The sequence below is a fragment of the Ruegeria sp. BC6 genome (genome assembly GCF_056539185.1).
In genome coordinates this window covers 67,070-81,412 of record NZ_JBQFUM010000008.1, presented here as the reverse complement: position 1 = coordinate 81,412, position 14,343 = coordinate 67,070, and the positions used below count along the sequence as shown (strand labels likewise).

General features: G+C 61.2%; 13 protein-coding genes. 8 read left to right on the top strand and 5 right to left on the bottom strand.

What is annotated here, in order from left to right; translation table 11 throughout:
* Window positions 1-27: 27 nt before the first annotated feature.
* Window positions 28-1,935, bottom strand: coding sequence for a molecular chaperone DnaK (gene dnaK, locus ACR0MM_RS18170; protein ID WP_170342692.1), 1,908 nt, complete (start codon window positions 1,933-1,935; stop codon window positions 28-30).
* A 213-nt stretch (window positions 1,936-2,148) separates the two neighbouring features.
* Between dnaK and ACR0MM_RS18165 the strand changes: the two genes are divergently transcribed.
* A complete protein-coding gene (locus ACR0MM_RS18165) occupies window positions 2,149-2,751 on the top strand; it encodes an alpha-ketoglutarate-dependent dioxygenase AlkB family protein (protein WP_480697760.1) in 603 nt (200 codons plus the stop codon).
* Here ACR0MM_RS18165 and ACR0MM_RS18160 read toward each other — a convergent pair.
* Window positions 2,748-3,569, bottom strand: a complete 822-nt coding sequence (locus tag ACR0MM_RS18160) for an ABC transporter permease (protein ID WP_093963926.1) — start codon at window positions 3,567-3,569, stop codon at window positions 2,748-2,750. The two genes, ACR0MM_RS18165 and ACR0MM_RS18160, sit on opposite strands and share 4 nt — an antisense overlap.
* A 122-nt stretch (window positions 3,570-3,691) precedes the next feature.
* Between ACR0MM_RS18160 and cysQ the strand changes: the two genes are divergently transcribed.
* The 7 genes from cysQ (at window position 3,692) to ACR0MM_RS18125 (ending at window position 11,712) form a co-directional block, all read left to right on the top strand.
* Window positions 3,692-4,489 carry a 3'(2'),5'-bisphosphate nucleotidase CysQ gene (cysQ, locus tag ACR0MM_RS18155; RefSeq protein ID WP_480697758.1) on the top strand — a complete coding sequence of 266 codons (798 nt, stop codon included), beginning with the start codon at window positions 3,692-3,694 and terminating at the stop codon, window positions 4,487-4,489.
* Complete coding sequence (locus ACR0MM_RS18150; RefSeq protein WP_480697756.1) at window positions 4,489-5,289, top strand: 3-deoxy-manno-octulosonate cytidylyltransferase family protein; 801 nt, start codon at window positions 4,489-4,491, stop codon at window positions 5,287-5,289. Before cysQ ends, ACR0MM_RS18150 begins: the two co-directional genes overlap by 1 nt.
* A gap of 73 nt (window positions 5,290-5,362) precedes the next feature.
* Entirely contained in the window at window positions 5,363-6,346 is a 984-nt protein-coding gene (gene galE / locus ACR0MM_RS18145) for a UDP-glucose 4-epimerase GalE (protein WP_480697754.1), read from the top strand.
* Window positions 6,347-6,353: 7 nt separating this feature from the next.
* Window positions 6,354-7,397 (top strand): glycosyltransferase family 2 protein, encoded by a 1,044-nt coding sequence (locus ACR0MM_RS18140; RefSeq protein ID WP_480697794.1) that lies wholly within the window; start codon window positions 6,354-6,356, stop codon window positions 7,395-7,397.
* A gap of 185 nt (window positions 7,398-7,582) precedes the next feature.
* Window positions 7,583-8,569, top strand: coding sequence for a glycosyltransferase family 2 protein (locus tag ACR0MM_RS18135; RefSeq protein WP_480697752.1), 987 nt, complete (start codon window positions 7,583-7,585; stop codon window positions 8,567-8,569).
* Window positions 8,566-10,269: a DUF5927 domain-containing protein gene (locus tag ACR0MM_RS18130; RefSeq protein ID WP_480697750.1), complete on the top strand. Its 1,704-nt coding sequence runs from the start codon at window positions 8,566-8,568 to the stop codon at window positions 10,267-10,269. Before ACR0MM_RS18135 ends, ACR0MM_RS18130 begins: the two co-directional genes overlap by 4 nt.
* Before the next feature lie 6 nt (window positions 10,270-10,275).
* A complete protein-coding gene (locus ACR0MM_RS18125) occupies window positions 10,276-11,712 on the top strand; it encodes a nodulation protein NodH (RefSeq protein ID WP_170451801.1) in 1,437 nt (478 codons plus the stop codon).
* Here ACR0MM_RS18125 and ACR0MM_RS18120 read toward each other — a convergent pair.
* From ACR0MM_RS18120 to ACR0MM_RS18110, 3 genes are read right to left on the bottom strand one after another with little or no spacing between them, the layout of a single operon-like run.
* Complete coding sequence (locus ACR0MM_RS18120; protein WP_170363974.1) at window positions 11,696-12,214, bottom strand: L,D-transpeptidase family protein; 519 nt, start codon at window positions 12,212-12,214, stop codon at window positions 11,696-11,698. The genes ACR0MM_RS18125 and ACR0MM_RS18120 overlap by 17 nt on opposite strands.
* A gap of 56 nt (window positions 12,215-12,270) precedes the next feature.
* Window positions 12,271-13,056: an ion transporter gene (locus tag ACR0MM_RS18115; protein WP_170370378.1), complete on the bottom strand. Its 786-nt coding sequence runs from the start codon at window positions 13,054-13,056 to the stop codon at window positions 12,271-12,273.
* 20 nt (window positions 13,057-13,076) lie between these two features.
* The gene (locus ACR0MM_RS18110) at window positions 13,077-14,306 is read right to left on the bottom strand and encodes a class I SAM-dependent RNA methyltransferase (RefSeq protein WP_480697748.1); all 1,230 of its coding nucleotides are present in this window, start codon (window positions 14,304-14,306) and stop codon (window positions 13,077-13,079) included.
* Window positions 14,307-14,343: the final 37 nt, after the last annotated feature.

Below are 14,343 nucleotides of genomic sequence, written 5' to 3'. Positions count from 1 at the left end.
ACCGGCCCGAATTGGCCCGGTTACCCGTTAGTTGCGCTTGTCATCGTCCAGGTCTTCGAACTCGGCATCGACGATGTCGTCATCGCCGGGACCCGCATCCGCGGCTGCCGGTTCGTCGCTGGCCTCTTCGGACTGCGCCTTGTAGATCGCCTCGCCCAGTTTCATGGCCGCTTCGGTCACGTTCTGGATGCCGGCCTTGATCTTGTCGGCATTGTCCGACTCGACCTCGTCTTTGAGGGCCGCCAGCGCCAGTTCGATGGCCTCGATGGTCGACGGATCGACCTTGTCGCCATGCTCCTCGATCGATTTCTCGGTCGCGTGGATCAGGCTTTCGGCCTGGTTCTTGGCTTCGACCAGCTCCTTGCGCTTGCGGTCGGCTTCGGCGTTTTCCTCGGCGTCCTTGACCATCTTTTCGATGTCTTCTTCCGACAGTCCGCCCGAGGCCTGGATCGTGATCTTCTGTTCCTTGCCGGTGCCTTTGTCCTTGGCCGAAACCGAAACAATGCCGTTGGCGTCGATGTCGAAGGTCACCTCGATCTGAGGCATGCCGCGCGGGGCCGGCGGGATGTCTTCAAGGTTGAACTGGCCCAGGATCTTGTTGTCCGCAGCCATTTCACGCTCACCCTGGAACACCCGGATGGTCACGGCGTTCTGGTTGTCCTCGGCGGTCGAGAAGACCTGGGACTTCTTGGTCGGGATCGTGGTGTTGCGGTCGATCAGGCGGGTGAACACGCCGCCCAGAGTTTCGATGCCCAGCGACAGCGGGGTCACGTCCAGCAGAACCACGTCCTTGACGTCGCCTTGCAGAACACCGGCCTGGATCGCAGCACCCATGGCCACGACTTCGTCCGGGTTCACACCTTTGTGCGGCTCCTTGCCGAAGAACTTGGTCACCTCTTCGATGACTTTCGGCATCCGGGTCATACCACCGACCAGAACAACCTCATCCACATCGCTGGCCGAGATGCCGGCGTCTTTCAGAGCGGCCTGGCAGGGCTTCAGCGACTTCTTGATCAGGTCGCCGACCAGCGATTCCAGCTTGGCACGGGTCAGCTTCATGACCATGTGCAGCGGCTGACCGTTCGCGCCCATCGAGATGAACGGCTGGTTGATCTCGGTCTGGGTGGTCGAGCTGAGCTCGATCTTGGCCTTCTCTGCGGCTTCCTTCAGACGCTGCAGCGCCATCTTGTCCTGGCTCAGGTCGACTCCGTGTTCTTTTTTGAACTCGTCGGCCAGGTAGTTGACGATGCGCATGTCAAAGTCTTCACCACCCAGGAAGGTATCACCATTGGTCGACTTGACCTCGAACAGGCCGTCGTCGATTTCCAGGATGGTCACGTCGAAGGTACCACCGCCAAGGTCATAGACCGCGATGGTCTGGCTGTCCTGCTTGTCCAGGCCATAGGCCAGCGCGGCGGCAGTCGGTTCGTTGATGATCCGCAGCACTTCCAGACCGGCGATCTTGCCTGCGTCCTTGGTGGCCTGACGCTGAGCGTCGTTGAAATAGGCCGGAACGGTGATTACGGCCTGCGTGACTTCTTCACCCAGATAGCTTTCAGCGGTTTCTTTCATCTTGCCGAGGATGAAGGCCGAGATCTGGCTTGGAGAGTATTTCTGCCCGCGGGCCTCGACCCAAGCGTCGCCGTTGCCGCCATCGACGATGGCGTAGGGCACCATTTTCTTGTCCTTCTGGACTTCTGCGTCATCCACACGACGCCCGATCAGGCGCTTGACGCCAAAAATCGTGTTGTCGGGGTTGGTGACCGCCTGGCGTTTCGCCGGCTGCCCGACCAGTCGCTCGTCTTCGGTGAAGGCGACGATCGAGGGCGTGGTCCGCGCCCCTTCCGCGTTTTCGATGACCTTCGGCTGCGCGCCGTCCATGATGGCTACGCACGAGTTGGTGGTCCCGAGGTCAATCCCGATTACTTTTCCCATTTTTCGATCCCTTTCTTTTCAAGGCGATGTCCCGAGGCCGGAACCCGTTACGGCATCCCTGCCCCGATCTGCTGGGCGCGACAGGTCTACACCATCGCGCGTCCCGGCGTATATAAGGGCGAGGCCTGAGGCCTGCAAGCGTTGTGAAATGCAGGTTTTCGGGAATCTTGGGCCTTTTTTGGCAAGGATTTCGAAAGGAATGAGGTTTCTGTCATGACGCGCCTGAATTTACGGGGGTTCGACATCCGAAAAGGTCATCTGGGCGGCGCTGCTCAGCGGCAGATCATCGAGCTTTTGCGGCCGATTCTGAAAGCCGCTCCGCTGTTTCATCCCAGCACCGCTTCGGGGCGCAAGATGTCGGTTCGCATGACGTCTGCCGGAACGTTGGGCTGGGTGTCGGACGGGGCCGGATACCGGTACCAGGACGCGCACCCCAGGGGCATGTCGTGGCCCGCCATTCCGGATCCAATCCTGTCGATATGGCGCGACCTTGCCGGAACCGCTCGAGATCCCGATTGCTGTCTGATCAACTATTACGGCGAAGGCGCAAAGATGGGGATGCACCAGGACAAGGACGAGGCCGATTTCTCGTGGCCGGTCCTGTCGGTTTCGTTGGGCGATGACGCCTTGTTCCGGATCGGCAACACGACCCGCGGCGGCAAGACCGAGTCCGTCTGGCTGAATTCCGGCGACGTGGTCGTCATGGGCGGTCCCGCCCGGTTGGCCTATCACGGCGTCGACCGGATCCGGTTCGGGTCTTCGCGCCTGCTGCCCAAAGGGGGCCGGATCAACTTGACGCTGCGCGTGGCAACCTAGCGGCGGGCATCCCAGCTTTTCGAGATGTGCTTGCGGGTAAAGAACTCTCCGAGCAACCCGATCATCATCAGGGCGATACCGACCCACAGCGCATATTCCCAGCTAGAGTTGCGCGGAAAGTAGTTGCGAAACACGAAACCGCGGCACTGATCGATCACGTGAAACAACGGGTTCCAGGCGAACATGGCAAGCATCCAGCCGCCCAGCGCGTTGCCCACGAACATCTTGCCCGAGAAGATCATGTTCATCCGGCGATAGACATTGCTGAGAATGGTGGAGGTCTGCGGCATCCACGGCTTGAGCGCCATGAAGACCAAACCGACCGCGCAGCCGGTGTACCAAGCAAGGATCAGCATCGCGAACGCACCGCCCGGGTCCTGCATCTCGATCGGATTGACCGCGACGCTGTAGACGAACAGGATCACCAGGATTGAAACGACCTGCGTGTACAAGGTCCCGAAGGCGGCGGCCAAAAGCAGAACCATCATGTTCATCGGCGAATGCAGCATCATGGGATTGTTGGTGCCTCCAAGCCCCGCAATCGCACCGACGGACTTGATGTGCGTCATGAAAAGAAAAATGCCGGACAGGATGTACAGGATGAACTCACCCCGGATCTTGGCCACCCGTCCGCCCAGAAACGACATGATGAAATAGAACACGGTCGCCATCAAAACGACCTGGACGATGTTCATCATGATGGCGATTACGGCGTTGGAATGCTGCGAGCGGATGTTGCGGACCACGGCGTGAAACACCAGTTCCGCAAGGTTGAATGCCCCACCCACAAGGCTGCTGCTTCGCTTGTAATAGAACACTCGAACGCTCTTTCCCGGTTTTGTTCCGCCAGCGTGACACGAATTCCTTGCCGTTCCGTATCCGGCACAGCATAAGTTCGTCAGGTTTTCGGATCAACAAACCATGGAAACGGAGCATTTTTGTGACCTATGACGACCTCATCCCCGTGATCAGACGCCTGGCCCTGGAAGCGGGCGACAAGATCATGGAGATCTACGACGCCGATGATTTTGACGTGAAGGTCAAATCCGATTCCAGCCCCGTGACCGAAGCCGACGAAGCCGCCGATGCCCTGATCTCGGCCGGGCTGCGCGCCGCCTTTCCCGACATCCTGCTGGTGACCGAGGAACAGGCCGCGTCGCACAGCAAGCAGGGCGACACCTTTCTGATCGTCGATCCGCTGGACGGCACCAAGGAATTCATCAACCGACGTGGCGATTTCACCGTGAACATCGCGCTGGTCGAAAACGGCGTGCCCACCCGCGGCGTGGTCTTTGCCCCGGCCCGCGGGCGCATGTTCTATACCCTGGCCGATGGCAGCTCGGTCGAGGAAACCGGCGCCCTGGACAAGGACGAACCGGGCACACTGACCCCGATTTCAGTCTCTGATCCTGACAATTCGGCGCTTTTGGTGGTGGCTTCGAAATCGCATCGCGACCAGGCTACGGATGACTATATCAACAAATACCAGGTCAAAGACAGCAAGTCGGCGGGCTCGTCGTTGAAATTCTGCCTAGTGGCCACGGGCGAGGCCGACCTCTACCCGCGTGTCGGTCGCACGATGGAGTGGGACACCGCCGCTGGCCACGCGGTGCTGTCCGGTGCCGGGGGCCACGTGGTGCGTTTTGACGACCAGACGCCGCTGACCTACGGCAAAGAGGGCTATGCCAACCCGTTCTTCATCGCCTATGCCCCCGGCGTCGAACTCAAGGAGGCCTGATGTCGGTTCTGATCGCGATCCCCGCCCGCTATGCCTCGACCCGCTATCCGGGCAAACCGCTGGTGCCGCTGACCGGCGCGACGGGAAAGCCCATGACCCTGATCGAACGGTCCTGGCGCGCAGCCATGTCGGTCTCGGGCGTCGACCGGGTGGTGGTGGCCACCGATGACGACCGCATCCGCGCTGCGGCCGAGGGCTTTGGCGCCGAGGTGGTGATGACCTCGGAAAGCTGCGCCAACGGCACCGAACGCTGCGCCGAGGCGCATGACAGGCTGGGCGGCGGGTACGAGATCGTGGTCAACCTGCAGGGCGACGCCCCCCTGACCCCGCATTGGTTCATCGAGGATCTGGTCAATGGCCTGCGCGCCGCGCCTGAGGCCGGCGTGGCCACGCCGGTGCTGCGGTGCGACGGCGAGGCGCTGAACGGGCTGCTGAACGACCGCAGGCACGGCCGGGTGGGCGGCACCACCGCCGTCTTCGCGTCCGATCACAGCGCGCTCTATTTCTCGAAGGAAGTGATCCCCTTCACCGCCGACACCTATGCCGGGTCGGATCCGACGCCGGTGTTCCACCATGTGGGCGTCTATGCCTACCGCCCCGACGCGCTGGCCGCCTATCCGGGCTGGCCGGTGGGGCCGCTGGAACGGCTCGAGGGTCTGGAACAGCTGCGGTTCATGGAAAACGGGCGCAAGGTTCTGTGTGTCGAGGTCGAGGCCAAAGGCCGTCAGTTCTGGGAGTTGAACAATCCGCAGGACGTGGCCAAGATCGAAAGCATGATGGCCGCGATGGGGTTGGAATAGGCGCAATTTCCCCGTTCCTCACTGGCAGCCTGGCAGCTAACCCATGACGGGCAGACATTCGGCAGGACCACGGATGAAAAACATACTCGTGACCGGCGGCGCCGGATATATCGGATCTCATGCCTGCAAGGCGCTGGCGCAGGCGGGCTATGTGCCCGTGACCTATGACAACCTTGTCACCGGCTGGCGAGATGCGGTGAAATTCGGCCCGTTCGAACAGGGCGATCTGCTGGACCGCGCGCGGCTGGATCAGGTCTTTGCCAAGTACCAACCGGCGGCAGTGATGCATTTTGCCGCGCTCAGCCAGGTCGGCGAAGCCATGAGCGAGCCGGGCCGGTACTGGCGCAACAACGTCACCGGATCGCTGAACCTGATCGAGGCGGCCGTGGCCGCCGGTTGCATGGATTTCGTGTTTTCGTCCACCTGCGCGACCTATGGCGACCACGACAACGTGGTGCTGGACGAAACCACGCCGCAACACCCGCTGAACGCTTATGGCGCTTCGAAACGCGCGATCGAGGACATCCTGCGCGATTTCGAACAGGCGCACGGGCTGAACCACGTGATCTTTCGCTATTTCAACGTGGCCGGCGCCGACCCTGACGGCGACGTGGGCGAGTTTCACCGCCCCGAGACCCATCTGGTTCCGCTGTTGTTGGACGCGATCGACGGGAAGCGCGACGCGCTGACTGTCTTTGGCACCGATTACGATACGCCCGACGGCACCTGCATCCGCGACTATGTTCATGTCTGCGACCTGGTGGATGCGCATGTGCTGGGCCTGCGCTGGCTGGAACAGGGCAAGGGCAGCCGGGTGTTCAACCTGGGCACCGGCACCGGGTTTTCGGTCAAAGAGGTGATCGCGCAGTCGCACAGCGTGACCAACCGCGAAGTGCCCTTCAATGTCGGTCCGCGCCGAGCGGGCGATTGCACCAAGCTGGTGTCAGGCTCGACCCGGGCCGAGGCGGAACTGGGCTGGCGGCCCAAACGGTCGCGGCTGGAAGTGATGATCGCCGATGCCTGGCGCTGGCATCAAAATGGCCACTACGAAAAGTGATCATGCCATGGGCGCAACTTCGACAACCGACGGAAAAGCTCCGGGTTGGGTGCGCAGATACCGCCTGCGCCTGAAACGCAAACGCCTGTTGTGGCGGTCCTTCCGCAGCCGTCACGCTCTGACGCCGGTTTCGGACAAGACCCGTCTGATCGCGCCCACCGACATTCTGGCATTTATCACCCTGCGCAACGAGATCGAGCGCCTTCCCTGGTTTCTGCGCCACTATCGCCGGCTGGGGGTCGATCATTTCCTGATGGTCGACAACGGCAGTGATGACGGTTCGACCACCTATCTGCTGAACCAGCCGGACGTATCGCTGTGGCAGACCGGGGCCAGCTATCGCGAGGCGCGGTTCGGGCTGGACTGGCTGACCTGGTTGCAGATGCGGCATGGCCATGGTCACTGGACCCTGATGGTGGATGCGGACGAACTGCTGATCTATGCCCATCACGACTGCCGCGGCCTGCGCGATCTGACGGGATGGCTGGACCAAATCGGACGGCAGGCCTTTGGCGCGCTGATGCTTGATCTATACCCGAAAGGCCCGTTGGGCACGGCGCCCTATGACCCCGAGGCCGACCCCACCGAAACTTTGAGCTGGTTCGATCCCGGCCCTTACAGGGCGCGCCGGCAAGAGCCGTTGGGAAACCTGTGGGTGCAAGGCGGCGTTCGCGAACGCGCCTTCTTTGCCGATTGCCCGGACCGGTCTCCGACCCTGAACAAGATTCCGTTGGTGAAGTGGGACCGCCGCTATGCCTTCGTGAACTCCTGTCACTCGGCCCTGCCCCGACACCTGAATTTTGCCTATGGCGGGCCTTCCGGGCAAACCCCCTCGGGCGTCCTGTTGCACACGAAATTCCTGCCGCAAGTCGTCGAGAAGTCGCGCATCGAAAAACAAAGGCGCCAGCATTTTCATGATCCCGACCAATTCGGGCCATACTATGATGGCATCATTGCCGGGCCCGACCTTTGGACTCCACAATCAGAACGGTATTCAGGCTGGGCGCATCTGCAGAGCCTTGGACTGCTGTCAGCGGGCGGGTGGACGTGAACGGGGAATCCTGTGCCCCAAAAACCCATGCTTGGCTAACGGCTTTTAAATACATTGCTTCGCAAGGTGCGAAAATGTCATAAAACGTTAGTGTCCGGCTCCCGTCTGACCAAATGCGGACCCCGGACATGCTCGCGTATTACAAGAAGGTTGGGCGGCGCGTGAGCCTTTTGGATTCTTACCGGATGAGACTGCGGCGCAAGCGCCGTCTTGTGCGCTGCATCCGCCGAAGACGCGATCTGCGCACCGTCCGCAACAACACCCGGCAGATCCGGTCCGGTGATGTTCTGCTGATGAGCGTCGTGCGCAACGAAAAGATCCGCCTGCCCTATTTTCTGGACTATTACCGCAAGCTGGGCGTCCGGCATTTCCTGTTCGTCGACAATGACAGCACGGATGGCACGCTGGACTATCTCAAGGCGCAGCCCGATGTCTCGGTCTGGTATACGAATGCCAGCTATCGCCGTTCGACATTCGGGATCGACTGGTCCAACTACTTGCTGCGGAAATACGCCCATGGACACTGGGTCCTGACCGTAGATCCGGACGAGTTCCTGATCTATCCGTTCTGCGACACACGTCCTATCGACGCGCTGACCGACTGGCTGGACGGCACCGGGGTGCGCAGTTTCGGGACGATGCTGCTGGACATGTATCCCGAGGGGCCGATACAGGACGCCACCTATAACGAGGGGCAGGACCCGTTCGAGATTGCCGCATGGTTCGACTCGGGCAACTACATGATCACCAAGAACCCGGCCTATGGAAACCTGTGGATTCAGGGCGGGCCACGGGCACGGGTTTTCTTTCAGGACAAGCCCGCGAAAGCGCCCGCGCTGAACAAGATCCCTCTGGTCAAATGGGATCGGCGCTATGTCTATGTCAGCTCGACCCACGCGCTGCTGCCACGCGGCCTGAACCAGGTCTACGACGAGTGGGGCGGCGAGAAAACCAGCGGAGCATTGCTGCATGCCAAGCTGATCAACACGCTGGGTGACAAAGCCCGCGAAGAACTGCAGCGCGGTGAACACTACCGCGCGTCCGGCGAATACAGGGCCTATGTCGATCAGTTGGAGAGCAAACCGGTTTTCTGGTGCAAATGGTCCGAGAGATACATCAATTGGCGCCAACTTGAGATTCTGGGTCTGATGTCCAAAGGGAACTGGGCATGAGCGGGACCCTGGGCATCGTGATGCTGGTCCACACTGCGCTGGACCGGGCTGAGCAGGTTGCCCGGCACTGGACCGCGGCAGGTTGTCCGGTGGTCATCCACGTCGACCGCAAGGTCGACCCGGCCGTGTTCGAAGATTTTGTCGCGGCCTGTGGTGATGATCCGCTGATCCTGTTCTGCGACCGCCAGGCCTGCGAGTGGGGCGGCTGGGGTATCGTTGCGGCTTCGCAATCTGCCGCGACGCTGATGCTGGAGCGCTTTCCCGACGTACGCCATGTCTTTCTGTCATCGGGCTCTTGCCTGCCCTTGCGCCCGGTTCAGGACCTGATCGATTACCTGAGCGACCGGCCCCGCGTGGATTTCATTGAAAGCGCCACCACCGCCGATGTCAGTTGGACCGTGGGCGGGCTGGACCTTGAACGCTTTACCCTGAGGTTTCCCTTCTCGTGGCGCAAACACCGCAAGCTGTTTGACCGCTTCGTCAAGCTTCAGCGCGCGGTCGGATATCGGCGGACAATCCCCAACGGGCTGATCCCGCATATGGGCAGCCAGTGGTGGTGCCTGACGCGGCAGACCCTGACCGCGATCCTGCAGGACCCCAAGCGAGGTGTCTATGATCGATATTTCCGGCATGTATGGATCCCCGACGAAAGCTATTTCCAGACGCTGGCGCGGCTCTATTCCACCCAGATCGAAAGCCGATCGCTGACGCTGTCGAAATTCGACTATCAGGGCCGCCCGCACATCTTCTATGACGATCACCTGCAGTTGCTGCGCCGATCCGATTGTTTCGTCGCCCGCAAGATCTGGCCGCGCGCCGACCGGCTGTATCAGGCGTTTCTGAACGATCAGTCCCTCGCCGGAAAACCCGCCGAGCCCAATCCCGGCAAGATTGACCGCGTATTTTCCAAAGCGGTCGAGCGTCGTACCCGCGGCCGCGACGGCCTGTACATGCAAAGCCGTTTTCCCCGCCATGGCAGCGAAAACGGCCTGACCGCGTTTCCTTACTCCGTGTTTCAGGGTTTTTCCGAGTTGTTTGAGGGCTTTGAAAGCTGGCTGGGCAATGCGTCAGGCGCCTGCGTCCATGGGCATCTTTTCAACCCCAAGCGCGCCGAATTCGCCGAAGGAGAGACTATCCTGAACGGGTCCCTCAGCGACAACGCCATTTTGCGCGACTACAATCCGACGGCGTTTCTGTCGAACCTGATCTGGAACACCCGGGGCGAACGCCAGTGTTTTCAATTCGGCCCCGCTGACACCCAGAAGATCAATTGGTTTCTGGCGAGAGACAAGAACGCACAGGTCTGCGTGGTCACCGGTGCCTGGGCTGTTCCCCTGTTTCGGTCGAACATGAATTTCGCCGACATCCGCGCCGAAGCGGCCCGCCTGCAAAAGATTGAGACCGAACAGCTTGAGGTGCTCGATTCCGTGTGGACCAAAGCGCGCGTGCATGTTTGGTCAATGGCCGAATTCGTTGAATCTCCGATGGAACATCTGCAAACCGTTCTTGAGGAGATGGGCGCGACGCAGCCCAGCCATCTGATCGAGGCGCCGACGATGGTTGATCTGTCCGGGTTTGGAAAGTTCCTGCAAAACCTCAAGAACCAGGGAATGCACCCTCACCTGATGGGCGACTTTCCTGCCGACGATGTATTCGGCAATCAGACCCGCCCGTATCGCAAGCCCTACCTGGTGCAATGACCCCGCATGCCGACCGACTTTGACTATTTCATCATTCTTGCCGAAATGCGCACCGGGTCGAACCTGCTGGAGGCAAACCTGAATGCGTTGGACGGCGTGCAGTGTCATGGCGAGGCGTTCAATCCGCACTTCATCGGATACCCGAAAGCAACCGAAGTGCTGGGACTTTCACTGGAAGACAGGGATGCTGCGCCGGACCGACTGATCGAAGCAATGCGTTCCGCGCCGGAGGGTCTGCACGGGTTCCGGTTTTTTCACTCGCACGACCCGCGGGCCCTGGCGATGGCGCTGAACGATCCGCGCTGCGCAAAGATCATTCTCAACCGCAACCCGTTGGACAGCTACATCTCGCTCAAGATTGCGCGGGAGACCCAGCAGTGGATGCTGACCAACGTCAAACGCAGGCGCGCCACCAAGGTTGCGTTTGATGCGGACGAGTTCCGGGACTACGTGGAGGAGCAGCAGGCGTTTCAACTGAGTTTGGTCAACCAGCTGCAAAAAACGGGCCAGACCGCATTTTACATCGGTTACGAGGATCTGACCCAACTGGATGTTCTGAACGGACTGGCGGCATGGCTGGCGGTTGAGGCGCGTCTGGATCAACTGGCTCCGGATCTCAAACCTCAGAACCCGGAACCGGCCTTATCCAAGGTGACCAATCCCGAAGCCATGGATGCGGCCCTTGCGGCGCTGGACCGGTTCAACCTGCACCGAACGCCGAACTTTGAACCACGACGGGGCCCGGCCGTTTCGCGTCATATCGCGGCCGCGGAAACGCCGTTGATGTATCTGCCGATCCGTGGTGGACCGGAACAGATCGTGGTTCAATGGATGTCCGAACTTGATGGCGGCGAGCTAATCACCGACCGAAACCAGAAACAGGTGCGCCGCTGGATGAAGGCGCATCCGGGTCACCGGAAATTCACGGTCCTGCGACACCCGTTGGCGCGGGCGCATTCGGTGTTTTGCGAACGGATCCTCGACACCGGGCCCGGCGCATATGCCGGAATCCGAAACCGGCTGCGCAACGGGTTCAAGTTGCCGATCCCGGGCCAGGTGCGCGATGGAAACTATTCGCTCGAGCAGCACTATCAGGCGTTTTCGGCGTTTCTTGAGTTTCTGCAGCTGAATCTCTCTGGCCAGACCCCGATCCGGGTCGACGGGCTGTGGTGCACGCAGGCCCGCATGCTGGAGGGGATTGCGGGCTTTGCCCTGCCCGACCTCATACTGCGCGAGGAAGAGATGGCCACCGCGCTACCGGATCTGGCCCGCGGCCTGGGGCACAATGCCCCGCCGAAGCCCGGCGTGCCCGCGCCGGACCAGCCCTATTCTTTGGATCAGATCTACGATGGCAAACTCGAGGCGCTGGCCGAGGAAACCTATCAGCGCGATTATCTGCAGTTCGGATTCGGGAAATGGCGGCCTATCAGGGACGCACGGTGATCAACGTACCTTCGTTCACCATCGCATAGATCTCTTCGATCTCTTCGTTCTTGACGGCGATGCAGCCCGCTGTCCAATCCGGTGTCTTCTTCGCGCGCTTGAATTCCTTGCGCAGGTTCGGTTCGCCGTGAATGAAAATGTCTCCACCCGGGTCGAAGCCCATCGCCTTTGCCTTGGCGATATCCTGGCTGTTGGGATAGGAAATCCCCAGCGACAGGTGATATCGGCTGCGAGGGTTGCGGCGGTCGATCAGGTAGGTGCCCTCGGGTGTGCGACCGTCTCCGCGCTTGACCTTTGTGCCGCTTGGCGCGAACCCAAGCTCGACATCATATTCGCGCAAGATCTGCTCGTGATGCAGCAGGTACATCTTGCGCGCGCCCTTGTTCACCACGATGGATGTCACCTCGGGTCCGTTGTAGGTCAGAAACCGGGGGCCCGCACTTCCACAAGCCGAAAGGCTCAGTGTTGCCAGTGCACCCAATCCAAATGCTCGACGATCCATGATTTCACTGCCTGCTCGTTTTTTCGCATAATGCCAAAATCCGGCAGAAACGGAAATCACTTTTTGCTGTTCATATGCTCGGTCAGGCGGCGTTCGATCGATTCAAGACGGTCCAGCACCTCGTCCCGATAGGCATCCGTCTTGACTTCATCCTCGGCATGGTGGGCATCCTGCATCGAATTCACAATCAGACCGACCAGCAGGTTCACGACCGCAAAGGTCGTGACCATGATGAAGGGCACGAAGAACAGCCAGGCGTAGGGATAGACCTCCATCACCGGGCGGACGATGCCCATCGACCAGCTTTCCAGCGTCATGATCTGGAACAGGGTATAGGCCGACAGACCCAGATCACCGAACCACTCCGGAAAGCTGTCCGAGAACAGTTTAGTCGAGATCACCGCGCCGATATAGAACAGGATCGCCATCAACAGGAACACGCTTGCCATGCCCGGCAAGGCCGAGATGAAACCCTCGACCACCCGGCGCAGGCGTGGCGCAACCGAGATCACCCGCAGCACCCGCAGAATCCGCAGCGCACGCAACACCGAAAGACCCGCACCGCCGGGCACCAAGGCGATGCCGACGATCACGAAATCGAAGATGTTCCAGCCATTGAGGAAGAAACGGCGCCCGTTGGCCACCAGTTTCATCGCAATCTCGGCCACGAAGATGGTCAGGCAGATGGTGTCGAGCAGCACGATCGCCGGCCCGAATTTCGCCATCAGGCCGTCCGAGGTTTCCATGCCCAGCAGAACTGCGTTCACCAGGATGACGCCGGTGATGAATTGCGAAAACCGCGGGTTTTCGACAAAGGCCTGCAGGCGCTGCCGGATCGTCATGCGAAGGGTCTCCTGTCGAGTCATGGATTCTCTGCCAGTTTGAAACTGCCCACCAATTCGCTGTGGGATGACCATCGAAATTGGTCAACCACTTGGACCCATTCAAGGGCATAGCCCGCCTGAACCAGAATTTTTGCATCCCGCGCGAAGGTCACAGGGTTGCAGGACACATAGGCAATGACCGGACGGCGGGCCTGAGCCAACTCGGCCACCTGGGCCTCGGCGCCGGCGCGCGGCGGGTCCAGAACCACGGCGTCGAAGCGGCGCAGCTCGTCCGGCATCAAGGGGCGGCGGAACAGGTCGCGCGCCTCGGTCGTGACCTGTTTCAATCCCGTGGACTTGCGCCAGCCCTGATCCAGCGCGCGGGTCATGTCGGCCGCGCCTTCAACGGCATGAACCTCGGCCCGTTGCGCCAGCGGCAACGAGAACGTACCGCAGCCCGCGAACAGATCAACCACTCGTTTGGCCGGGCCGACGATCTCCAAAACTGCCTGTGTTAGAGCCTGTTCTCCATCTTTCGTGGCCTGAAGGAAGGCCCCCGGCGGCGGGACCACTGTCGCCGGACCGAACCGCTGTGCGGGTGGGTTGCGCATGGCGATCACCTCGCCATCCCAGGCCAGCCGCGCCAGCCCGTGCTGCTCGGTCGCCTGCGCAAGCGCCAGTTCCAGCGGGCCATCCAGCGGCTTGCCGCCCCGCACTGCCACGTCCAGCCCGGCTTCGGACAGGGTCAGGGTAACCGACAACACGCCCTTGCGGCTGCCACCCAGTTCGGCCAGCGCCTTGGCCACGGGGATGGCGGCGGTCAGCGCCGGGTCCAGCAGTTGACAATCGGGAATCTCGGTGATCACGTCCGAGGCGCGGCCGTGGAACCCCGCCAGCGCGCCCTTCTTGGTGCGGCGCACAGCGATGGTGGCGCGGCGACGCGACTGCGGTGGCGACGTCAAGATCGGGCGCATCTCGGCCTGCAGCCCCTGAGCGGCCAGCGCGGTGCGCACCACCTCGACCTTCCAATCCGCCACGAAGGCGTCCGAGGCATGCTGCAACTGGCAGCCGCCGCAGCTTTTGTAGTGGCGGCAGGGCGGCTTGACCCGATCGTCCGACGGCGTCAGCACCTTGATATCGGTCAGCACCGAGCCGTCCAGCGCGCCGCTGACCCGCTCGCCGGGCAGTGTTCGGGGGGCATAGACCGGGCCCTCGGCGATGCCGTCGCCCTGATGCCCGAGGCGGAGAATGGTGTATTCCTGCGTCATGGCCTGCCTGATAGCCGGGCTGATGCGCCAACAAAAC